Source organism: Leucobacter denitrificans, from assembly GCF_014396385.1.
In the GTDB taxonomy this organism is placed as follows: Bacteria; Actinomycetota; Actinomycetes; order Actinomycetales; family Microbacteriaceae; genus Leucobacter; species Leucobacter denitrificans.
In genome coordinates this window covers 1,584,382-1,605,460 of sequence record NZ_CP060716.1, presented here as the reverse complement: position 1 = coordinate 1,605,460, position 21,079 = coordinate 1,584,382, and the positions used below count along the sequence as shown (strand labels likewise).

The following is a 21,079-nucleotide window of genomic DNA, read 5'->3' as shown; positions in this document are numbered from 1 at the left end:
TGGGTTTTCAGCTGGATTCGCGTATTCATGCGGATATCGCGCTATCCACGACGTGCAAACAACTCACAACGATGTAGTTTCCTACAGATGTCTAGCCACTTCTGAGTTATCCACAGTTTCCACAGCCCTTATTACTATTACAGATTTCTTATTGAATTCATGTAACTCGATCACACTCCGTTTCCGAACGGCCGGGTGACGTGAGACATCAAGTTGTGCAAAGATTGTGGGGCTAGTGCCAGGTGCACAGTCGAATGGAGTATTGATGCGATTCACTGTCAATCGAGACGTGTTCAGCGACGCTGTGTCGTTCGCGGTGAAACTTCTTCCTCAGCGACCCACTCAACCACTGTTGAGTGGTGTGTTGTTACACGCTGATGGAGATGAACTAACAATTTCGTCATTCGACTACGAGGTCTCTGCCCAAACTGGGATTTCTGCCGCAGTGACAGATGCGGGTCGCGCTCTTGTTTCAGGGCGTCTGCTGGGTGAGATTGCGCAGAGGCTTCCACACGCCGATGTTCAGGTGGCCCTCATCGATAATCGAGTCGAGGTTCGCTGCGGAAGCGCAACGTTTACACTTCCGGCTATGCCGGTGGAGGAGTACCCACAGGTTCCGCAGGTTGATTCAACCTCTGGCGCGGTTCCCGCAGAAGACTTTGCGGACGCTGTTGCGCAGGTCTCACTCGCAGCTTCTCGAGATGACGTAACGCCTGTGATTACCGGTGTTCAGTTCGAGGTTTCAGAGCGGGTGCTTACTCTGACAGCAACTGACCGCTATCGTGTCGCTACCCGCAGCCTTGACTGGGAAGATCGCGGAGCTGGTGAGCATCTCACGGCACTTGTTCCGTCGAAGATTGTTACCGAAGTCGGTAAGACCTTCTCGGGTGACGGGGAAGTTCGAATCACGATTGTGAAAGATGGGGAACGTGAGCTTATCGCATTCACCGGCGGCAACAAGACGGTGACATCGTTGCTTATCAAGGGAAATTACCCGCCAGTGGGCAGGCTTTTCCCCGAGGCAATTGAAAATTACGCCGTGGTGAACACGGGTGATCTCGTTGAGGCAGTTGGTCGTGTCGGTCTGGTGCTCGAGCGTGAAGCGGCTTTGCGATTTTCGTTCTCGGAAGGCACGGTGATGCTCGAGGCAGCCGGAACCGAGTCGGCTCAGGCCGTGGAAAACGTAGATGTTCATCTCGTTGGCGATGAGATCGTTGTGTCATTGAAGCCGCAGTTCTTGCTAGACGGCCTCCGCTCAACGCGAGCTGAATTTACGCGGATCGCCTTCACCCGAACCGAGAATCCAGGTAAGCCAGGCCCTGTGCTAATCACCAGCCAGAGGAGCAAGGAAGAAGCCGACGAGGCTAGCTTCAGGTATCTACTTCAGCCAAACCTATTGTTGAGATAGTCGTATGAGGGTCGCTCATTTATCGCTTGGCGACTTTCGCAACTATAAGACAGCTGAGTTGCCGCTACAAGCGGGACCGAATTTGCTCGTAGGACGAAATGGGCAGGGCAAAACCAATCTGGTCGAGGCGATCGCCTATTTCTCAACATTGAGATCACATCGCGTGTCTCAAGATTCTGCGATGATTCGCGCGGGAATGCCCTCAGCAATATTGCGTATGAGCGTTGCCTCAGGGGAGCGAGTAGTTGTGCTCGAAGCGCAACTCAACAGAACCGGAGCAAATCGTGCGCAGATAGGCGGAAATGTTGTGCGCGCGCGCGAGCTCACGAGATGGTTCGCTTCAGTTACATTTGCTCCCGAAGACTTGGCGATTGTGCGAGGGGAGCCCTCGGTCCGCCGCAGGTTCCTTGACGATGCACTGATAACTCGACTTCCGGTAGCCGCAGGGGTGCTCGCCGACTACGAACGTGTGGTTCGTCAGCGTACATCACTCTTAAAGTCTGCCCGCGGTGTATCGCGTAGCAGCCCCGGCCAGCTGGCGACGCTGGATGTGTGGGACGACCAGCTCGTCGAACACGGCGTGAGTATCATGCTTGCACGCAGAGAGTTTGTCCGTGATGTGATCCAACCACTGAGCGATGCCTACCAGCTCCTTGTGGGCAATGACCACTCACCCAAAGTTGGTTTGAGAGAGTCAGTACTTGAAACTCTCTCTGTTGTTTCACGTGAAACGTTGGCTATTGAGGAGATAGAGGATGTTTCACGTGAAACGCTCACCGGTCAGTTTCGAGAAGCATTGGCGTTGGTTCGCTCACGTGAGCTAGATCGCGGCGTAACACTGGTTGGACCGCACCGAGATGATCTATATTTTTCACTGAATAATCTCCCGGTAAAAGGTTTCGCAAGTCACGGTGAGTCTTGGTCGTTTGCATTGTCTTTAAAAATCGCACTCGCCAATATCCTGAGAGCAGAGTCATCAGCTGGTGATCCGGTAATCATCCTTGATGATGTCTTTGCAGAGCTCGATCTTGGTAGACGCGAGCGACTAATGACTCTTGTTGGAGACTTCGAGCAAGTTATTGTTACAGCAGCGGTCGAAGAAGACGTGCCAGTGGGGCAAGCCTGGCATCGCATCGAGGTTCACGCAGGAGTTCTGTCCGGGGGAGGCGCAAGCTAATGTCCTCCTCCATGGAGAGTTTCGTCGCCGCGGCATATTTGCGGGCCAAAAGTGTGTGGCGCGGAAAGGTGCAACGCCGTCTGCGAAGAGCAAGTGGCGATGAAAACGGCAAATCGACACCATTTGGGAAAGGTCGAGAGCCGAATGCCTTGGGGGCTGTTCTCAATACAGTGGTTCGTGACATGGGCTGGTCTGTGGAATTAGATCAAGCCAGAATCATCGATGAATGGGGGGCATTCGTTGGGCCTCCGACCTCAGATCACACACGAGTGCTCGGAATCGCGCGTGGAGTACTTGAGGTTCAGTGCGATTCGACAACTTGGGCGACCGAACTTCGACGCCTTAGAGGAGAGATGCTCACGAGACTCCTTTCTGAGTATCCAGACGCTGAAATTCGTGACATGAGGTTCCTTGCTCCAGGTGCGCCAAGTTGGCGACACGGACCGCGAGTCGTTCCCGGTCGAGGACCAAGAGATACCTATGGATAGGCGCTGAGCGCTGCTTTTTGCTCGTATCTGTGTAGGGATCGATCCACCCGAAAAAACACCATTCAGAGGCACGCAATCGCCCGTTAACAGGCCTATTTTTGATAGAGTTGGGTAGAAGTGTGCCCAGGGCTCCAAAACCCCCTGTGGTAAACGGGAAGAGTGTGCGTCACAATATGAATTCAGATCAGGCTGCAGCAGAAGAATACGGCGCCGGGGCGATTCAAGTTCTTGAGGGACTTGAGGCAGTTCGCAAACGACCGGGAATGTATATCGGCTCAACCGGACCTCGCGGTCTTCACCACCTCGTATACGAGATCGTAGATAACTCGGTAGATGAAGCCCTCGCTGGGTACTGTGACACGATCAACATCACCATTCTCGAAGATGGTGGCATCAAGGTTGTTGATAACGGCCGTGGAATCCCGGTGGATCAGCACCCAACCGAGGGCCGTTCGACTGTTGAGGTGGTGCTCACTGTTCTTCACGCGGGTGGAAAGTTCGGCGGCGGCGGTTATGCCGTTTCAGGTGGTTTGCACGGCGTTGGCTCGTCCGTTGTAAACGCACTTTCTAGCCGATTTGAGGTCGAAGTTCGTCGGCAAGGTTTCACGTGGAACATGTCGTTCACTGATTCTGTGCCAGATGCACCGCTCGCCCAGGGGGAGCCAACGGATGAGACGGGAACGACGATTCGTTTCTGGCCAAGTTCAGAGATTTTCGAGACAGTTGATTTTGATTACGCGACGTTGCGCACTCGATTCCAGCAGATGGCCTTTCTCAATAAGGGCCTTCGCCTCACGCTGCGAGACGAACGACCACAGGAACCTGTGGAGAACGACGAGGGAGAACTCGTCACTCCAGCGCCACTCACCGATGAGTTCATGTATGAGAAGGGTATTGAGGACTACGTTCACTACCTAAACTCTGCAAAACGAGCTGAACTCGTCAACGAAGAGATTATTTCGTTCGAATCAGAAGATACAGAACGCAAGATTTCTGCGGAAATCGCGATGCAATGGACAACCTCATACTCCGAGAGTGTGCATACTTACGCAAACACGATTAATACCCATGAGGGTGGTACCCACGAAGAAGGATTCCGTGCAGCGCTCACCACACTGGTGAATCGTTACGCACGAGAAAAGAACATTTTGCGCGATAAAGATGAGAATCTTTCGGGTGACGATGTTCGAGAGGGCCTCACGGCAGTAGTTTCTGTGAAGCTTGGTGAGCCTCAGTTTGAGGGTCAGACCAAAACCAAGCTTGGAAACACCGAAGCAAAGGCCTTTGTACAGAAGGTTGTCGGAGATCACTTGGGTGACTGGTTCGAACGCAACCCAGGGCCGGCGAAAGACATCATTCGAAAGTCGATTCAGGCAGCGACAGCCCGTCTCGCCGCACGAAAAGCGCGTGAGACCGCACGGCGAAAGGGATTGCTTGAGTCTGGCGGAATGCCCGGCAAGCTCAAGGACTGCTCATCGAAGGATCCGTCGGTTTCTGAAATCTTTATCGTTGAGGGTGACTCCGCAGGCGGCTCCGCGGTGCAGGGGCGTAACCCCGAAACGCAGGCAATTCTCCCGCTCAGGGGCAAAATCCTGAATGTTGAGAAGGCTCGACTCGATCGCGCACTGAATAACGCCGAGGTTCAGGCGATGATCACCGCATTCGGTGCCGGAATTGGCGAGGACTTCAATCCCGAAAAGGCTCGATATCACAAGATCGTGCTCATGGCCGATGCGGATGTCGATGGGCAGCACATTACGACGTTGCTACTCACGCTGCTCTTCCGCTATATGCGTCCGCTCATTGATCTTGGCTATGTGTATCTCGCACAACCGCCACTTTATCGAATCAAATGGACAAACTCGGAGCATGAATATGCGTATACCGATGCTGAACGTGACGCCCTTTTGAAACAGGGAGCTGATAACGGTAAGCGGCTGCAGAAGGAGAGCGGAGTTCAGCGTTACAAAGGTCTCGGTGAGATGAACTACGAAGAGCTCTGGGAGACAACAATGAGCCCAGAAACTCGTACACTTCGTCAAATCACCATGGACGATGCCGCAGCAGCAGACGAGATCTTCTCGACACTTATGGGCGAAGACGTAGAAGCTCGCCGAACCTTCATCCAGCAAAATGCGAAGGACGTGCGTTTCCTTGACATCTGAAAACGAAACTCCAGAGACGATCGCGGAGTACGACGAGCAGCAAGCAGCGCTCGAAGCGAATCACGGCAAGATCGATCAGGTCGATCTGCAGCTCGAGATGCAGCGCTCGTATCTCGATTATGCGATGAGCGTGATTGTCGGCCGAGCATTGCCAGACGTGCGTGATGGCTTGAAGCCTGTGCACCGCCGTGTGATTTACACGATGTACGACGGCGGATACCGTCCGGACAAAGCATTCTCGAAGTGCACCCGTGTCATTGGTGATGTCATGGGACAGTTCCACCCGCACGGCGATAGCGCAGTCTACGACTCCCTTGTACGCCTCGTTCAGCCCTGGGCTATGCGTTATCCGCTCGCTCTCGGGCAGGGTAACTTCGGTTCCCCCGGTAATGACGGCGCTGCAGCGCACCGTTACACTGAGACGAAAATGTCGCCTCTCGCCATGGAGATGGTGCGCGACATTGATGAGGAAACGGTAGATTTCCAAGACAACTACGACGGCCGCACGCAAGAGCCCACGGTTCTTACCGCTCGCTTTCCTAACCTGCTTGTCAATGGATCAGTTGGTATCGCTGTTGGTATGGCGACTAACATTCCGCCACACAACCTTCGCGAGGTAGCAGAGGGCGCTAAGTGGCATCTTGAACACCCTGAAGCAACGCGCGAAGAATTGATTGACGCACTTATTGAGCGTATTTCGGGGCCCGACTTCCCAACAGGGGCGCAGATCCTCGGAACAAAGGGGATCCGCGACGCCTATCGCACGGGGCGTGGATCGATCACGATGCGTGCTGTCGTAAATATCGAGGAGATCCAGGGTCGTACCTGCTTGGTTATCACCGAGCTGCCGTATCAGGTCAACCCCGACAATCTCGCCGTGAAGATCGCCGACCTTGTGAAGGACGGCAAGATTCAGGGCATCGCCGACATTCGGGACGAGACGAGTGGGCGTACCGGCCAGCGTCTTGTGATTGTGCTCAAGCGCGATGCGATTGCGAAGGTTGTGCTGAACAACCTGTACAAGCACACGCAACTGCAAGAGAACTTCGGTGCGAACATGCTCGCGATCGTCGATGGAGTGCCTCGCACACTCTCGATTGATGGTTTCATCACGAACTGGGTGAAGCACCAGGTTGAGGTAATTGTTCGCCGCACCAAGTTCCGCCTCAGAAAAGCCGAAGCCGAGGCGCACATTCAGCGTGGCTACCTGAAGGCACTCGATGCTCTCGATGAAGTGATCGCCCTGATCCGTCGTTCATCGACCGTTGATGATGCGCGCGAGGGCCTGATGCAGCTTCTCGAAGTGGATCAGATTCAGGCAGACGCCATTCTCGCGATGCAGCTGCGCCGTCTTGCCGCTCTGGAGCGACAGAAGATTCTTGATCTCGCAGCGAAGCTTGAGGCGCAAATTAAGGAGTACGAGGGCATTCTCGCATCTCCATCGCAGCAGCGAACCATCATCATCGAGGAGCTCACCGAGCTTGTATCTCGTTACGGAGATGACCGCCGTACGACAATCTTGCACGGTTATGACGGCGATATGTCGATGGAAGACCTCATTCCTGAAGAGGAAATGGTGGTCACGGTAACGCGTGGTGGCTACATCAAGCGCACTCGCATCGATAACTACCGCTCGCAACACCGTGGTGGAAAGGGAGTCCGTGGTGCTCAGCTGCGCGCGGATGACATCATTGAGCACTTCTTTGTAACTACCACTCATCACTGGCTCCTGTTCTTTACGAATACTGGCCGTGTGTATCGAGCTAAGGCGTATGAGGTCGCTGAGGGCGGTCGCGACGCAAAGGGTCAGCACCTCGCCAACCTGCTCGCGCTCGCTCCCGACGAGCAGGTAACACAGGTGCTCGATCTTCGTAATTACGAAGCGGCAAGCTATTTGCTGCTTGCGACGCGTGACGGGCTCGTGAAGAAGACTCCGCTTACCGAGTACGACACAAACCGTACCGGCGGCATCATCGCAATCAAATTGCGCGAAGGCGACGAGCTCGTTCAGGCGCTTGTTGCTGAGGCGGATGATGACATTCTGCTCATTTCCAAGCACGGCATGTCAATTCGCTTTACTGCCTCTGATCAGGCATTGAGGCCGATGGGTCGATCCACTAGCGGTGTTCGCGGTATGAACTTCCGTGAGGGCGATTCACTGCTCGCCGCATCGCGACTCACCGACGGCGAGGGCTTTGTTTTTGTCGTCACCGAGGGCGGCTATGCCAAGCGAACCGCAGTAGACGAGTACCGCGTTCAGCAGCGTGGTGGCTATGGAATTAAGGTCGCGAAGCTCGATGAGGACAGAGGCAATCTCACCGGTGGTTTCATCGTTGATGAGGCCGATGAGGTGCTCTGTGTGCTTGCAAGCGGTAAGGTTGTTCGGTCCGATGTCGCAGAAGTGCCGGCAAAGGGTCGAAACACTATGGGAGTGGTGTTCGCCAGGTTCCCAGAGGGGGATCGTATTATTGGGATCGCCCGAAACACCGAACGCGGTCTTGACGAGGGGGACTCTGCGGAGTCCAATTCGGAGAATTCCGAAGACAAGGAACACGTGAATGAGTAACACAGTCGCAGATAGGCTCGCAAAGAAGACGCGCAAGAAAGCGCCAGCTAAGCAGGTACGCCTCAAGCTCGTCTATGTGGACTTCTGGTCGGCAGTGAAGTTCTCATTCCTGGTTTCGATCTGTCTCGCTATTGTGGGAATCGTCGCGGCAATACTCGTATACGTCGTACTTCAGACAACCGGTGTATTCGGGCGAATCGACGCGCTCTTCATGGACATTGTTGGTGAAGAACAAAGCTTGATGAACTTCATCGGCTTCCCGCAGGTGGCTTTCTTCTCAGTGGTGGTTGGCATTCTCAACACGATTGTGGGAACGGTGCTCGGCGCTATCGGGTCATTGATCTACAACCTGCTGGTTCGCGTGCTTGGCGGATTCCAGCTCGGATTTACGAGCAACTAACGGCGATTCGTCGCTTTCGATTTCGCAATTTCTCTCCGAACCGGTAGAGTAATTGCTTGGTCAAGGGGCTATAGCTCAGGTGGTTAGAGCGCTTCACTGATAATGAAGAGGTCCCAGGTTCAAGTCCTGGTAGCCCCACCAAATGACAGAAGGGCAGTTGAGAAATCAACTGCCCTTCGTTGTATTTCGCTGGTGTTAGCTCGCGGCCTTTATGAAGTTACTGGCCCAGTTGTGCACGGTATGTCCGAGAACATGCTTGCGAAGTGACCGCATGCGGATCCGCATCTCCTCATCACTCATTTTGAGTGCGCGCCGCATGCCGTCGGTGAGCTCGAGCTGTGATCGGGGATCCACAATAAGTGCGGAATGAAGCTCGTCGGCAGCCCCCGCTTCGCTACTCAGCAAGAGCACCCCGGAATCGTCGACTCGTGAGGCGACAAACTCTTTTGCAACAAGATTCATGCCGTCTCGAAGCGGGGTTACGCACATTACATCGGTCGCGAGAAAAAGCTCGATCAGCTCTGGTAGCGAATACGACCCGTTGATGTTCACGATTGGCGTGTAACTCGCAGTACCGAATTGCCTATTGACCTCTGTCGTCGCAACATTCACGCGCGCGAGGTAACCCTGATAGGCAGGTATGGTCTCTCGAGTTGGCGTGAGCACCTGCACAAGCGTGGGGAGTGGCTCTGAGCCCTCCCACGAACCAAGTAGGGCAGAGAACGCTTCGATGCGTTCGATGATGCCCTTGGTGTAGTCGATGCGATCCACACCCAGGAGCATCGGCCGATCTGTGACGCCGAGCCGCTCACGCACAGAGGTGACCGTGCTCGGCGACGAAGCACGATTCGCCTCTTGAAGAATCGGTGCCGTATCGATTGAGATGGGAAACGCGCGAACCACTGGCGAGGACTGTGGGCTCAGGAGATGGAGAGCGGCGCCCAGATGCCGTGCATCGCGCTCTCGCTGCGTGCCAATGAGTTGTGCCGCACCGAGCTCGCTCACGAGCTCCCGCGCCCAAGGTTTCGTGACGAGAGCAGCGGGATCGGGAAAAGGAATGTGGAGAAACACCGCTACACGCAGGTCGGGGCGCAAAGAGCGAAGCATCTCGGGTAGGAGCAGCAAGTGATAGTCCTGCACCCATACAAGAGCGCCATTGCTCGCGACCTCAGCGATACGTTCGGCAAACGCGCGATTGACCTTCCGGTACGCGTTCAGCCAGTTCGCGGCCTCGCTTTGCACAGGCGGATGCGTCTCGTACTCACCAAGTCCGTGAAACACGGGCCAAAGTACCTGGTTTGCAAAGCCCTCGTAGTACCGGGCGTATTGCTCGCGCGAGGTGTGCACCGCAACTAGCCGCTGCCCATCGACTACAAACGGCTCTGCAGGCCCGTTCTCGAGCCAGCCGACCCACGTACTACCGATGGCATCCGAGACGGGAGCCAGCGCGCTCACAAGGCCACCTGACGTGAGTGTCGATGCGTCCACGCTCACCGGAAGCCGGTTCGCGACAATGAGTACTTCTCTCAGAATCGCCGCCTTCCTCCGGGACTGGTGCACCTTGCCCAAACTGCATCCTATGCCTAACCTGGGGCTACGGGCCTGAGGCAACACACTCGACCACGAAGGAGTGATGATGTCAGGAATTGTGATCATCGGCGGCGGACTCGCGGGAGGCAGAGCCGCAAGAACTGTGCGAGAACTGGGGTACGCGGGGGACGTGACGATCCTCGCGGCAGAACCGCACTTTCCGTACGAGCGGCCGCCTCTCTCGAAGGAGGTGCTGCAGGGCAAGCACGAACCCGACAGCGTGTACCTCAAGCCCGACGATTGGTACGCGGAGCAGCGCATCGACGTGCGAACTGGGGTGAGGGTGAGCGCGATCCACACCGACACTCACGAGGTTTCGACCGAAAGTGGCGAGCGCCTAGCGTACGACAAGCTGGTCATCGCGACGGGGTCACGTGCGCGAGTGCTCGACATCGAAGGGGCCGATCTCGCCGGCGTGCACACCCTTCGCACCGTCGACGAGAGCACCGAATTACACGACCTGTTGAAGTCGGGTGACCGCCGGGTGGTCGTCATCGGTTCGGGGTGGATCGGCATGGAGGTCGCGGCCTCTGCGCGCTCGCTCGGCAACGAGGTCACCGTTGTGGCGCGCGGCAGTGTGCCGCTATCGGCGGCGCTTGGAAACACCCTCGGCACTGAGTTTCAGCGCCTCCATGAGTCTCACGGCGTGAAATTCGTGATGAATGCGGCGGTGGATCGCATCGCTGGCGACGGCCGAGTCAAAGGCGTGGTGGTCAATGGCGAAACGATTCCGGCAGACCTTGTGGTTGTCGGTGTAGGGGCAGAGCCAAATACCGAGCTTGCAACAGCGGCCGGAATCGAGGTCGACGACGGCATTCTCACCGATGATTCTTTTCGCACGAGCGCGGCTGACGTATTCGCTATTGGCGACGTCGCGAATGTGCAGCACCCAGTCGCCGGTCGCAGGTTGCGCAGCGAGCACTGGTCAAATGCCCTCAACCAGGGCAAGGCAGTGGCTCGCGCGCTCACCGGAGAGACGGTGAGTTACGACGAGATCCCATACTTCTACACCGACCAGTTTGAGCTTGGCATGGAGCTGTCTGGCTACCCACATCTCATGAAAGACGCGAAAATAGTGGTGCGCGGCGATCTCGCGGCGAACGAATACATCGCATTCTGGGTGAGAGAGGGGAGTGTCGTCGCCGGCATGAACGTAAATATTTGGGATGTGAATGAGGCGGTACAGCAGCTCATTCGTAGCAAGCACACGATTGATGAGTCACGCCTTGCTGACACGAACTCGACGCTTGAAGAGTTGGCTGCCGAGTGATCGTTAGGCCGAAGATCGACGCGCTGATCCACAATCTTGGTGGCCGCGACATCGACTTTCAAGAGAAGGTCGCAGTCATGGCGATTGTGAATCGCACTCCTGACTCGTTCTACGACCGCGGTGCCACGTTTGAGCTCGACGCGGCGGTGCAGGCAGGGGTGCGCGCGTTCGAGCACGGCGCTGATCTGCTCGACGTCGGGGGAGTGAAATTCGCTCCCGGGCCGCCATTGCCGGTCGACGAAGAGGCGGATCGAGTCGTGCCGTTCGTTCGCGAACTCGCTCCCCACGGGCCCGTGAGCGTCGATACGTTCCACCCTGAGGTTGCGCGCCGTGCGATCGAAGCGGGTGCCGCCGTGGTGAACGATACGACGGGCCTGCACGATCCCGCGATGGCCGACATCGTCGCTGACAGCGACGCGCTACTCATCATCGCGCACAGTGTCGCGAAGCCGCGAACGCGCCTCGTTGGCCCTGTGTACGAGGACATCGTCGCCGAGGTGCGTGAGTTTCTCGAGTCTCGGGTCGAGCTCGCGCTCGCGCGTGGGGTGCGGCCAGAGCAGATCATTGTGGATCCGGGCCACGACCTTAACAAGAACACCTTGCACAGCCTCGAGATCACCCGCCGGCTCGAAGAGTTCGCGAACATGGGATACCCGTTGCTTGTCGCGCTCTCGAACAAAGACTTCATTGGTGAATCACTGCACCGAGAACGCAGTGAGCGTCTCTCAGGCTCGCTGTCGAGCGCCGTGTGGTGTGCAACGCAGGGGGCGCGCATCGTGCGGGTACACAATGTGCCTGAGACAGTTGATGCGATCCACATGTTTGAAGCGATTCAGGGCTGGCGCCGACCCGCGTATTTGCGCCATAACATGCCGGTTCTCGGAGCTGAGGCTCGACCTGAACCAGCGCAACCCCAATCCGTGAACAGTGAGGTGTCAGTGTGACTTCGTCATCGAAACTTGATTGGTGGAGCGCATATCCGCTCCCTGAATCTGGTGAGCCACACGTGCGCATGAACTTCGTTTCGAGCGCTGACGGCGCCGTCACGATTGACGGTCGGAGCGGGGGACTCGGCGGCCACCACGATCGTGAACTCATGAAGGTGCTGCGCACGCTCTGCGACGTTGTGCTCGTCGGCGCGGGCACGGTGCGAGCCGAGGGGTACGGCGGGTTGAATCTGCCTGAAGAGTATGCAGACCGCCGCGAATCACTCGGGCTGTCGCGAGTGCCTCGCATGGCTATCGTGAGTGGATCGCTCGACCTCACCCCCGACATGTCGGTGTTCACGAAGGCAGAGAGCAGGCCGATTGTGTTCGCGCGCACTGATGCGCCTGCTGGGCAGCGTGAACTGCTTGAGCAGGTCGCCGACGTGGTGATGTGTAGCGAGGGTCCGCTCGATGGAGAGGACGCGATTGATCTCGGTGAGGTGATCCACCATCTTGGAGACCTGGGTCTCGGGCGAATACTCAGCGAGGGGGGCCCAACGCTCTTCGGCTCGCTGCTCGAGGTGGATCTCGTGGACGAAGTCTGCCTCACCGTTTCTCCGCATTTTGTGAGCGGACAAGCGCCGCGTATCGCGCACTCGAGCGTGGAGTCGCCGCGCGACTTTCGTGTCGCGAGCCTGCTCAGCGACGACGAGAGCTTCGTGTTCTTGCGCTATGAGCGCGCTACTTCCGGTGAAGCAGCGCAGTAACGATCGCGAGTACCGCGCCGACTACGGTATCGACCACTCGCTCGAGCGCGAAGGCAACAAAGTCGCTGTTCGTTGACACAGACGTGGTGATGAGCAGCACGAGCGGAGTGATCATGGTGAGTGCGAGCGCGTAATTTCTCACCACGACAAGTTCGATCGCGAACTGCAGCGCGCCGATGAGCACCGCGAGAAGCAGCGGATACGTAACTACTGGCGCGATGAGCATGAACGCGAGAGCGCCAATGAACGTGCCCACCATTCGGTGCAGGCCGCGCTGGAGTGAGAAACGCCGACCGCCGACGAGCCCCACGACCGCGATGCTCGCGCACACGGTCCAATACGCATGCCCCTGATCCAGCCAAATGAGACTCACTGCGGTACCGACCACCGAGGCGAACGCAATGCGCGCAACCAGGACCAGCTCCTCAGAACCGAACCAGGGTCCAGGGAACAACTCGCGTAGTGGCCTCGTCGGAAGCTGTCGCTGCGAGGGGAGTACTACCGGCAGAATCGCAAGGATGTATGCGAAGAGCGATCCACCGCACATCGCCGCAAGAAACACGAGTGGATTGCTGACGCGCACCCCATCGACGACGGCGGTGACGTTCGATGCGAGACCGTATGCGAGCACGAAGAAGACGGGACCCGGCGGACCGACTCGGAACCCGAAACAGAGTGCCGACGTCGAAACCGCGACGAACACGAGACCGATCGCGAATGCCCACGGCCACGGGTTGAGTAAGACACCGAGCAGTGCGCTGAGAATGAGGGCTGCGAACACGAAGGGGAGTGCCTTCGCGCGCTCCTTCGCGTTCGCCTGAGCGGCGAACAGGGCAATGAACGCGCCCGCCGAAGTCTGCAGGCCGATCTCTTGCTGCCCGAGAAGTGTGAGCACAAACAGAGGCACAGCAATCGCGAGCCCCGCACGCGTCGCGACGCCATACCGTGGAGGCCCTGGCTGCGGTAGCGTGACAAGGCTGCGAAACGCCCCCATCACTACTCTCGCGGGGCCTGTCCTGTCTGATTCATTCACTTCAACTACTGTAGTCACCGCCTCGATTTGTACCTCTCGAAACATCCCGCTATAGTAGTCAAGTCCGAACAACGGCTTTACGGCCAAGGTTCGGAGAGAGACACAGAGTGTCACTCGGGTCCTTAACTCAGTTGGTAGAGTGCCTGCTTTGCAAGCAGGATGTCGGGAGTTCGATTCTCCCAGGATCCACAGTTTTATGCGTTTCGTCGCGATCCTTCACCAGGAGCAGCACGTGAGTTTCATATTCACGATTTATCGGTAATTTTCCCCGATGTAGATTTCTCAGGCTAGGCCTAACATCCGAATCAGGTTGACCAAGGATGTGCAGCCTGTGGGACTTCCGTGTGCTGCACCAAATGAAACGGATGTCGCACTATGGAATCCCGGATTCCGAGAGCGGACCAGCACTCCACTACTCGAACTCAACAGAAACGGATCATCATCGCCATTGTTTCGGCAGCGGCGCTCACCCTCGGCCCCGGCGCACTCGCGGCCCACGCCGAAGAACTTCCACCTCCTGACACAGTTGCCACCGAGCAAATCACGGAAGTAACTCCTCAGGCGCCAGTGCGAGAACCGGCCGATCCACCACCGCCTGCGCCACCAGCACCTCCAGCAGCGCCGGTCGCCGCGCCGATAGTTGAGGTCGCCGATCCACCGCCGACACCGCCGAGCCCACAAGCCGCCGCAACCACGATGAGTGAGCCAGTTGCACCCGCGCCACCGGCGTCAGCGGCCAAGGACGATGCAAAGAAGTCTCATGACGACGCGGAACCGGGCAAAGATGAGCGGTCGGATGATCACAAGAAGTCGGACGACAAAAAGTCAAACCGCGACAAAGACAATGACGACAAAGACCACGACGGCAAGGATGAACCAAACGGAAACGACAACCCGCACAACAAGGTGATGATTTGTCATGCGACAGAATCTGAGCAGAATCCGTGGGTAGTGAACGAACCGAACGCGAATGGTGATGTTAGCGGTCACGCTGGTCATCAGGATGGTCGAGACATCATTCCGCCGTTTGAGTACAAGGTTGATGGCATGACGAAGATGTTCCCGGGACAGAACTGGGACGCTACGGGAATGGCCATCTACGAGAACGGATGCAAGGATCCCAAGAATCCTCCACCGCCACCGCCGCCTGTGAAAGACGCGAACGTGTACGTTGAGCAGCCTGGCTGCTACATGAATGTGAATTCATTGCCCGAGCAAGTCTCAATTGCTGTGAGTGAGATGGTGGGGTATGAATACCTCACGCTGACGATCAGCAGCGGTGCAGGAAGTGCTTCGGTGGGAGTCACTGGCAACGGACAGTACATGCTTCCGCTCAGCGGCTATGGCGATTACTCCATCACACTCTTTGACGACGAAATGATGGTTGCAAGCACCGCTCTCGACCTGTTCGAATGCGACGAGCCTCCGGTTGTTCCTGACCTTGGCATCGTCGCAGAAACACCAGATTGCGCACCGAACCCGGGCGACCTCATGATTGCAGTTACCGTAAGCGGTTTGATTGTCGGCAATGAGTACGTGATCTCGTTGATGTCTCCCGAAGCCAGCCTTGGTGTGTGGTCGTTCACGGCAGAAGGTGAGAGCTTCTCGAAAACTTTCACTGTGATGAGCGGTGGATCATTCGAAGCAACGGTAGTGAACCTCGATGAGGATCAGGCGTCGACAAGTACTGAGTTCAGTGTGAGTCCGTGCCCACCCCCAGTGGATCCACCCGACAACCCACCGAATAACCCTCCAGGGAATCCACCTGAGAATCCACCCGTGGTGACAAAAACGTCAACACCAATGCCGCGAGTAGTGACTCAGTACATGGCGCCACGACCTCCAGTGCTCGCTGAAACCGGTGCCGCGAGTGCTGCGAGTACCAGCGGCGTTTCTGGGTCGGTCGAAGGCGCCGCACTGCTGCTCTTCGCGGGTGGGTTGGCGCTTATCGCGACAGGGAGCCATCGAATGAAGAGAAACAGGAGGTAGTTGCAGATTGTTGCTTCGCAGATGCGGGGACCGCGGCTTAGACGTCGGTTCCCGCATCTCTTGTGTCGCCGAGCTATGCGGGCCAGCTGTTAGCAAGCTTGGTGAGAAGCCGCGCAAGCTCAGTGCGTTCCTCGTCGGTGAAGCTCTCGAGCGCGGTGTTCAGCGACTCCCGCTGGTGATTTCGAATGCCGTGTGCAAACCGTAGGCCCTGCTCGGTGAGTGCGATTCGAGTGCGCCGCGCGTCGTCAGGGTCTGCCTCGCGTGCGAATAGGCCCCGTGCGACCCCCTGTTGCACAAGCCGCGAGGCCCTGGGCTGATCCACCCCCACCGCGTCAGCGATCTCACTGACGCCGAGAGCCTCTTTCGCCTTCGCGAGGGCTTCGATGGTGCGAACGATTGCGGGTGGGCCGCCGAGCCCGCGAGACAGGCGTGGATCGCCCACGTACGGTTCTGGCGAGCGCCTGCCGGGGCCACCGCCCCGTCGCGTGAAGCGCTCGTCGTGCGGGCCCTGGTCATGTGAGCCCTGGTCGTCTGGAGCGAATCCGTGCGAGCCGCCGCGCCCGCCACGTTCGCCGTGCCCGACGTGGCCACCGTGAGCGTGGCTGTCATGCGCGCGACCACCGTGTGCGGGTCGACCCTGGAGTCCCCGACGTCGACCGCGAAGGCGCCCGAGTGCCTCACCGATGACGGCGGCTGGATCGATTGGTTGATCGGGTACCGAAGTGTCAAGGCTTTCATCACTCACAAAAATAACTTTACATGCCACTTGACATGCATTGGGTATTCATGTCACCATACATATACATGTAATATAACAAGTAAGGAACATGTAATTATGAAAAACAATGAATCTCACCAACACAATTGCGGTCACGATCGATTCGATCGCGGGCCACACAGTCATCGCCGTGGTCGTGGGCACGGATCCACTCGCGGTGAACGTGGAGGACACTGGCACGGCCCTGCGCGTAGCGACCAGGGTGTGAACCCACACGAAGCTCGTCGCCCACAGCGTGGAGAGCAAAAGCTCCAGCGCCAAGGCAGGCGCGGTCTCCACTTCCGCAAGCAACTCCAGCGCGCGTACGAACGCGGGTTTGAAGCAGGGTTCACTTGTGGCAGATCAGCGGCGTAGTTCCACAGTGAGTTCCTCTACTCAAGCGGTGATTGAATAGCTTGAAGTTAGTGCCGTGACGAGGGGCGCCCTCATAGAATTGCGGCATGGCAACCTGGGTTCCCGATTACCTCGGCACTGGTTTTGAGCAGACCACGTTCGAGCTCGTTGGTGATCAAGGCGATGACGCTCAGGAAGCAAGCACTCCTTCAGAAGAACTTGTCGCCACACTCGTTCGTTCATTGCCGGTCCGGCGCAGCCTCTGGCAGAAACTGACCCGCCAAACTCGAGACTTTGAAGAAATCGACGTGCTGTATGTGCACGGGTGGTCCGACTACTTCTTTCAGAAGGAGTTTGCGTCGTTCTGGACGAGCAGGGGTGCCAGGTTCTTCGCTCTTGATCTCAGGCGTTACGGGCGAAGCCTCCGAGAGAATCAGGTGGCCGGCTTCGCTACGGATCTCGAAGAATACGACGCCGAGATCGACCTAGCGGTCGCCGAGATCCAGTCAGATCAGAAACCAGGTAAGCCACCACGCAAGTTCGTTCTTGTCGGTCACTCAACGGGCGGTCTCGTACTCAGCCTGTGGGCGGCGCGGCACCCCGGCATTGCCGATGCGCTGGTGCTTAACAGCCCCTGGCTTGAGTTTCAACTCGCGGCACGGGCGCGACAGCTCCTCACGCCGATCGTGCGCCTCGGTGCACGATACACACCGCTTGATTCGACACCGCTGCTTGACCACGGCTTTTACTCCCGGGCGCAGGCAGAGGTCGGGCCACGTAGCGAACTTGAGGCCGTGAACTTCGATTGGCGGCCTGAGCAGGTGCGCACGGTTCACAGCGGATGGCTCGCAGCCGTGCTCGAGGGCCACGAGTTGGTGCATCGCGGTCTTGGCCTCGAGATTCCAATCTGTGTGATGCTTTCTGCGCGCTCCGTATTTCCTACGAAGTGGAGCGACGAACTCACTCGCGCAGATTCAGTGCTCGATGTCGATGAGGTCGCGAAGGCTGCGCTGCGGCTCGGTGAGTCGGTAACGATTGAGCGGATCGACGGAGCCCTTCACGACATTTTCTTATCTGCCGAATCGCCACGACAACAGGCCTACGAGCGACTTGAGCGCTGGATGATCGGTTGGAAGGAAGCGACAGCTCGCAGCGAGCGGTAGGCTCACTGTATGGATCTTCGAGTCGCCGCCTACGCTGTAATTGAGCGTCGCGGCAAGATCCTGCTTACTCACTGGCGTCGCGGTCACCTACACGGATGGACGCTGCCGGGCGGTGGTATCGAGAGCGGCGAGGACCCGCGGGAGACCGTGGTACGCGAGGTGTTCGAAGAGACCGGCCTTACGGCGCGAACTGGTCGGCTTCTCGGCGTCGATTCACGCGTAATGATCCGCGATGATGTGCCCGACGACAAAACACCAGAGCTGCACACGATCCGCATCGTCTATCGCGCTAGTGTGCAAGACGGTCCCCTCCGCCATGAAATTGGCGGCTCCTCAGATGAGGCGCGCTGGGTTCCGCTGCGCGATGTGCACTCACTTAAGACACTGTCGCTCGTGCAGACGGGCCTGCGCATGGCGGGTATTTCCAAGCGCGGTCCCGGTGGATCGGCGAAGGCTGCTTCGGGCAGAGGTGGATCTGGCCGTTCGCGCTCCCGCAACAAGCCGACCACAAACAAGTAGGCGGCACAGCGAACCCGCTGCACCGCCTCACTTAGCCTGAGTATTAGTTGCCGTCAGGCGCGATCCACAATTCATCGTCGGTGCGGAACGCTTGCCAGAGCGCGTAACCAACGCCGACCGCGGCTGCGACGCCGAGACCGAGCGCGATAAAGCCGCCGACACCACTTTTCTTCTTTGCGGGCTTGAGCACGCCGGTGCGCTCGCCAAAGTGGCGCACTTGCGCTGAAGCCTGTGGGCTATCGAGTTCGTCGAGCGCGCGAATCGTATTTGCGAGCGCGCTTGCGACGAGTGGCGTGGTCACACGACGAACCGCAGCACCCGCACGCCGAGCTGACGCAACACCGCGGTCAACTGTCGGGCGCACGCGCTCAACAGCATCATCGACTCGAGGAACGACGTATTCATCGCTCAGATTTCTGGCCGTCTTACCAGCCTGCTTAAGCACCGTGTTGGCGTTGCCGAGCACGTGCAACTGCTGGTCGAGCAACTCCTGCGCTTCGGAGCGCAGGTGCCGAAGCTCGCGGCGGCGTTTGCGAGAGAGTTTCATGTGTTTTCTCCTTCAAGTAGTCCGGGTCGCGTCCACTTGCCTCCCAACGCTACACCGTAGACTTGTGTCATGACTATTCACACCGCGGTAGCGACTATTCACACAAACCATGGAGACATTGTGATCAACCTGTTTGGTGATCACGCACCAAAGACGGTGAAGAACTTCATCGACCTCGCAGAAAAGGGCTTCTACGACGGTGTGATTTTCCACCGCATCATTCCAAACTTCATGATTCAGGGCGGCGACCCCACCGGCACTGGCACCGGCGGCCCGGGCTACAACTTCGATGACGAGATCCACCCAGAACTCGTGTTCGACAAGCCCTACCAGCTCGCTATGGCCAACGCGGGCAAGCGCCCAGACATGACCGGGCGCCTTGCAGGTACGAACGGTTCGCAGTTCTTCATCACGACTATTGCGCCTGACTGGCTGAACGGCAAGCACACCATCTTTGGTGAGGTCGCTGACAACGAGTCAAAGACTGTTGTTGACGCCATTTCGGCAGTGCAGACCGGTGCAATGGATCGCCCGGTTGAAGATGTCGTGATGAGCGGCGTCGATATCGTCGCGGTCTAAACGTGGCATCTGTCGGCCCGAGCTACGGGGAAAAAGCGGAGTTCGGCGAGACCGACATTTGTTATCGGCATCCCGACCGGCAGAGTTTCACGCTGTGTCAGCGGTGCGGGCGAACGATCTGTGCAGAATGCCAGGTCGTTTCGCCCGTCGGGCTGCTGTGCCCTGAGTGCGTGAAACAGTCGGCAAAGGCCCAGGGCGCGGCTCCCACGCGTTTCGCTCGTTCTGCAAAGGTGCAGGCGCGAAAGTTTGCGGCTCTCGACTCTCCGGTCACTCTCGGCATCATTGCACTGAACGCCGTCGTGTTTGTGCTGCAGTTGTTGAGCTATCACTTTGCTTCGAATGGGGTGACGGGCGCGCTTTGGTACATCCCTGCCTACTCACTCCCTGGGGGCGTGCATGAAGTAGATGCTGGTGTGCTGGCCGGTTATCCAGACGGCGTACTGCTTCGCACAACCTTTGAACCGTGGCGCATGCTCACCGTGATGTTCACACACTCGGTGACGTTCATCCCCCACATTCTCTTCAACATGCTCGCGCTCTACATTTTCGGGCGCCACCTCGAGTCCATCATGGGCAAAGTGCGTTATCTCGTGCTGTATGTATTCGCCGGAATCGGTGGATCGCTGGGCGTAATGCTCTGGGGCTACGCACAGCCGACCGGCATCTTCACCCCTACCGTTGGCGCCTCAGGCGCCATCTTTGGAGTGCTTGCGGCAACGGTAGTGGCGTTCCGAGCGATGAACACGAACGTCACATCGCTGCTTGTTCTGCTCGCAATCAACTTCGGTATTGGTTTCATGCCGGGTGCGAATGTGTCGTGGCAGGCACACCTCGGCGGCATGGTTATTGGTGCTCTCGCGATGTGGATCGTGGTGCGCACGCGCGGACCGAGGTTCAAGCGTCGTCAGCTCGTCGGGCTCATAGGACTCGGTATTGGTCTTGTGCTTCTTGCGTGCACATACCTAGTGATTCCGCCCCTGTAGAAAAGTTATCCACAGGCTTATCCCCATGTGGGGAGAATTACACGCGTGTAACTCTGAAGATTCTGCAGGCTATTTCCACCACGGGGTCATGAGGAACCCGATGAGCACGAGACCGAATCCGACGAAGATGTTGGCCTGGCCGAGCTGTGGGATCGGAAGCTGCAGGTTTGAACTCGTGACGTAGAACAACACGATCCAAATAAGCCCCAGAAGCATGAAGCCGAACATCACCGGCTTAAACCACACGGGGTTCGGCGCTTCCTTCCGAACTGCTTCTTTACGCGCGCGCTCGGCTGCGACCTCTGCAGAGTTTCGCTTGCTAACTTCTTTACCAGCTGCTGACATGCTCACAGTCTACCTAGTTCGAGGTGGTCACTCAGTGTGACGCATTTAGAATG

At 57.6% G+C, this 21,079-nt stretch carries 20 protein-coding genes and 2 tRNA genes; 17 read left to right on the top strand and 5 right to left on the bottom strand.

Annotated features, from left to right (window positions below; translation table 11 throughout):
* The first annotated feature begins 265 nt into the window (after positions 1-265).
* From dnaN to H9L06_RS07730, 7 genes are all read left to right on the top strand, one after another.
* On the top strand, positions 266-1,408 hold the full coding sequence (gene dnaN, locus H9L06_RS07760) for a DNA polymerase III subunit beta (RefSeq protein ID WP_187556428.1): 1,143 nt from the start codon (positions 266-268) through the stop codon (positions 1,406-1,408).
* Positions 1,409-1,412: 4 nt separating this feature from the next.
* Positions 1,413-2,585, top strand: a complete 1,173-nt coding sequence (recF, locus tag H9L06_RS07755) for a DNA replication/repair protein RecF (RefSeq protein ID WP_187554652.1) — start codon at positions 1,413-1,415, stop codon at positions 2,583-2,585.
* Positions 2,585-3,073 carry a DciA family protein gene (locus H9L06_RS11965; protein WP_187554651.1) on the top strand — a complete coding sequence of 163 codons (489 nt, stop codon included), beginning with the start codon at positions 2,585-2,587 and terminating at the stop codon, positions 3,071-3,073. The genes recF and H9L06_RS11965 overlap by 1 nt, the downstream gene beginning before the upstream one ends.
* Before the next feature lie 173 nt (positions 3,074-3,246).
* Positions 3,247-5,238 (top strand): DNA topoisomerase (ATP-hydrolyzing) subunit B, encoded by a 1,992-nt coding sequence (gene gyrB / locus H9L06_RS07745; protein WP_187554650.1) that lies wholly within the window; start codon positions 3,247-3,249, stop codon positions 5,236-5,238.
* Positions 5,239-5,257: 19 nt separating this feature from the next.
* Positions 5,258-7,804: a DNA gyrase subunit A gene (gene gyrA / locus H9L06_RS07740; protein WP_246454536.1), complete on the top strand. Its 2,547-nt coding sequence runs from the start codon at positions 5,258-5,260 to the stop codon at positions 7,802-7,804.
* Complete coding sequence (locus H9L06_RS07735; protein WP_187554648.1) at positions 7,797-8,204, top strand: DUF3566 domain-containing protein; 408 nt, start codon at positions 7,797-7,799, stop codon at positions 8,202-8,204. Before gyrA ends, H9L06_RS07735 begins: the two co-directional genes overlap by 8 nt.
* A gap of 64 nt (positions 8,205-8,268) precedes the next feature.
* Positions 8,269-8,345, top strand: a tRNA-Ile gene (locus H9L06_RS07730).
* Positions 8,346-8,399: 54 nt separating this feature from the next.
* Here H9L06_RS07730 and H9L06_RS07725 read toward each other — a convergent pair.
* Positions 8,400-9,764 carry an alpha,alpha-trehalose-phosphate synthase (UDP-forming) gene (locus tag H9L06_RS07725; RefSeq protein ID WP_246454535.1) on the bottom strand — a complete coding sequence of 455 codons (1,365 nt, stop codon included), beginning with the start codon at positions 9,762-9,764 and terminating at the stop codon, positions 8,400-8,402.
* 73 nt (positions 9,765-9,837) lie between these two features.
* On the opposite strand from H9L06_RS07725, the gene H9L06_RS07720 reads away from it, so the two are divergent.
* Genes H9L06_RS07720 through H9L06_RS07710 form a run of 3 tightly spaced genes read left to right on the top strand, consistent with a single transcriptional unit; the run spans position 9,838 to position 12,757 of the window.
* Entirely contained in the window at positions 9,838-11,064 is a 1,227-nt protein-coding gene (locus H9L06_RS07720; protein ID WP_343069235.1) for an NAD(P)/FAD-dependent oxidoreductase, read from the top strand.
* A complete protein-coding gene (gene folP, locus H9L06_RS07715; RefSeq protein WP_246454316.1) occupies positions 11,061-12,008 on the top strand; it encodes a dihydropteroate synthase in 948 nt (315 codons plus the stop codon). The genes H9L06_RS07720 and folP overlap by 4 nt, the downstream gene beginning before the upstream one ends.
* On the top strand, positions 12,005-12,757 hold the full coding sequence (locus H9L06_RS07710) for a pyrimidine reductase family protein (protein WP_187554646.1): 753 nt from the start codon (positions 12,005-12,007) through the stop codon (positions 12,755-12,757). The genes folP and H9L06_RS07710 overlap by 4 nt, the downstream gene beginning before the upstream one ends.
* Here H9L06_RS07710 and H9L06_RS07705 read toward each other — a convergent pair.
* A complete protein-coding gene (locus tag H9L06_RS07705; RefSeq protein WP_187554645.1) occupies positions 12,732-13,790 on the bottom strand; it encodes an FUSC family protein in 1,059 nt (352 codons plus the stop codon). The two genes, H9L06_RS07710 and H9L06_RS07705, sit on opposite strands and share 26 nt — an antisense overlap.
* A 116-nt stretch (positions 13,791-13,906) precedes the next feature.
* Between H9L06_RS07705 and H9L06_RS07700 the strand changes: the two genes are divergently transcribed.
* Together H9L06_RS07700 and H9L06_RS07695 are read left to right on the top strand one after the other, a co-directional pair.
* Positions 13,907-13,979: transfer RNA gene (locus H9L06_RS07700), tRNA-Ala, on the top strand.
* 186 nt (positions 13,980-14,165) lie between these two features.
* The gene (locus H9L06_RS07695) at positions 14,166-15,779 is read left to right on the top strand and encodes a hypothetical protein (protein ID WP_187554644.1); all 1,614 of its coding nucleotides are present in this window, start codon (positions 14,166-14,168) and stop codon (positions 15,777-15,779) included.
* A gap of 73 nt (positions 15,780-15,852) precedes the next feature.
* On the opposite strand, the gene H9L06_RS11785 is transcribed toward H9L06_RS07695, so the two are convergent.
* On the bottom strand, positions 15,853-16,524 hold the full coding sequence (locus H9L06_RS11785) for a MarR family winged helix-turn-helix transcriptional regulator (RefSeq protein ID WP_246454315.1): 672 nt from the start codon (positions 16,522-16,524) through the stop codon (positions 15,853-15,855).
* Between the two features lie 100 nt (positions 16,525-16,624).
* Here H9L06_RS11785 and H9L06_RS07685 point away from each other — a divergent pair, with 100 nt between their 5' ends.
* From H9L06_RS07685 to H9L06_RS07675, 3 genes are all read left to right on the top strand, one after another.
* Positions 16,625-16,765, top strand: coding sequence for a hypothetical protein (locus H9L06_RS07685; protein ID WP_187554643.1), 141 nt, complete (start codon positions 16,625-16,627; stop codon positions 16,763-16,765).
* Positions 16,766-16,997: 232 nt separating this feature from the next.
* Positions 16,998-18,053: an alpha/beta hydrolase gene (locus H9L06_RS07680; RefSeq protein WP_187554642.1), complete on the top strand. Its 1,056-nt coding sequence runs from the start codon at positions 16,998-17,000 to the stop codon at positions 18,051-18,053.
* A gap of 9 nt (positions 18,054-18,062) precedes the next feature.
* On the top strand, positions 18,063-18,572 hold the full coding sequence (locus tag H9L06_RS07675) for an NUDIX hydrolase (protein WP_187554641.1): 510 nt from the start codon (positions 18,063-18,065) through the stop codon (positions 18,570-18,572).
* A gap of 43 nt (positions 18,573-18,615) precedes the next feature.
* Here H9L06_RS07675 and H9L06_RS07670 read toward each other — a convergent pair whose 3' ends face one another.
* Positions 18,616-19,119: a DNA/RNA helicase gene (locus H9L06_RS07670; protein WP_187554640.1), complete on the bottom strand. Its 504-nt coding sequence runs from the start codon at positions 19,117-19,119 to the stop codon at positions 18,616-18,618.
* A 69-nt stretch (positions 19,120-19,188) separates the two neighbouring features.
* On the opposite strand from H9L06_RS07670, the gene H9L06_RS07665 reads away from it, so the two are divergent.
* Both H9L06_RS07665 and H9L06_RS07660 read left to right on the top strand, forming a co-directional pair.
* Complete coding sequence (locus H9L06_RS07665; protein WP_187554639.1) at positions 19,189-19,698, top strand: peptidylprolyl isomerase; 510 nt, start codon at positions 19,189-19,191, stop codon at positions 19,696-19,698.
* A gap of 170 nt (positions 19,699-19,868) precedes the next feature.
* Positions 19,869-20,681 (top strand): rhomboid family intramembrane serine protease, encoded by an 813-nt coding sequence (locus H9L06_RS07660; RefSeq protein WP_246454314.1) that lies wholly within the window; start codon positions 19,869-19,871, stop codon positions 20,679-20,681.
* A 69-nt stretch (positions 20,682-20,750) separates the two neighbouring features.
* Here H9L06_RS07660 and H9L06_RS07655 read toward each other — a convergent pair whose 3' ends face one another.
* Positions 20,751-21,026, bottom strand: coding sequence for a cell division protein CrgA (locus tag H9L06_RS07655; RefSeq protein ID WP_187554637.1), 276 nt, complete (start codon positions 21,024-21,026; stop codon positions 20,751-20,753).
* Positions 21,027-21,079 lie beyond the last annotated feature (53 nt).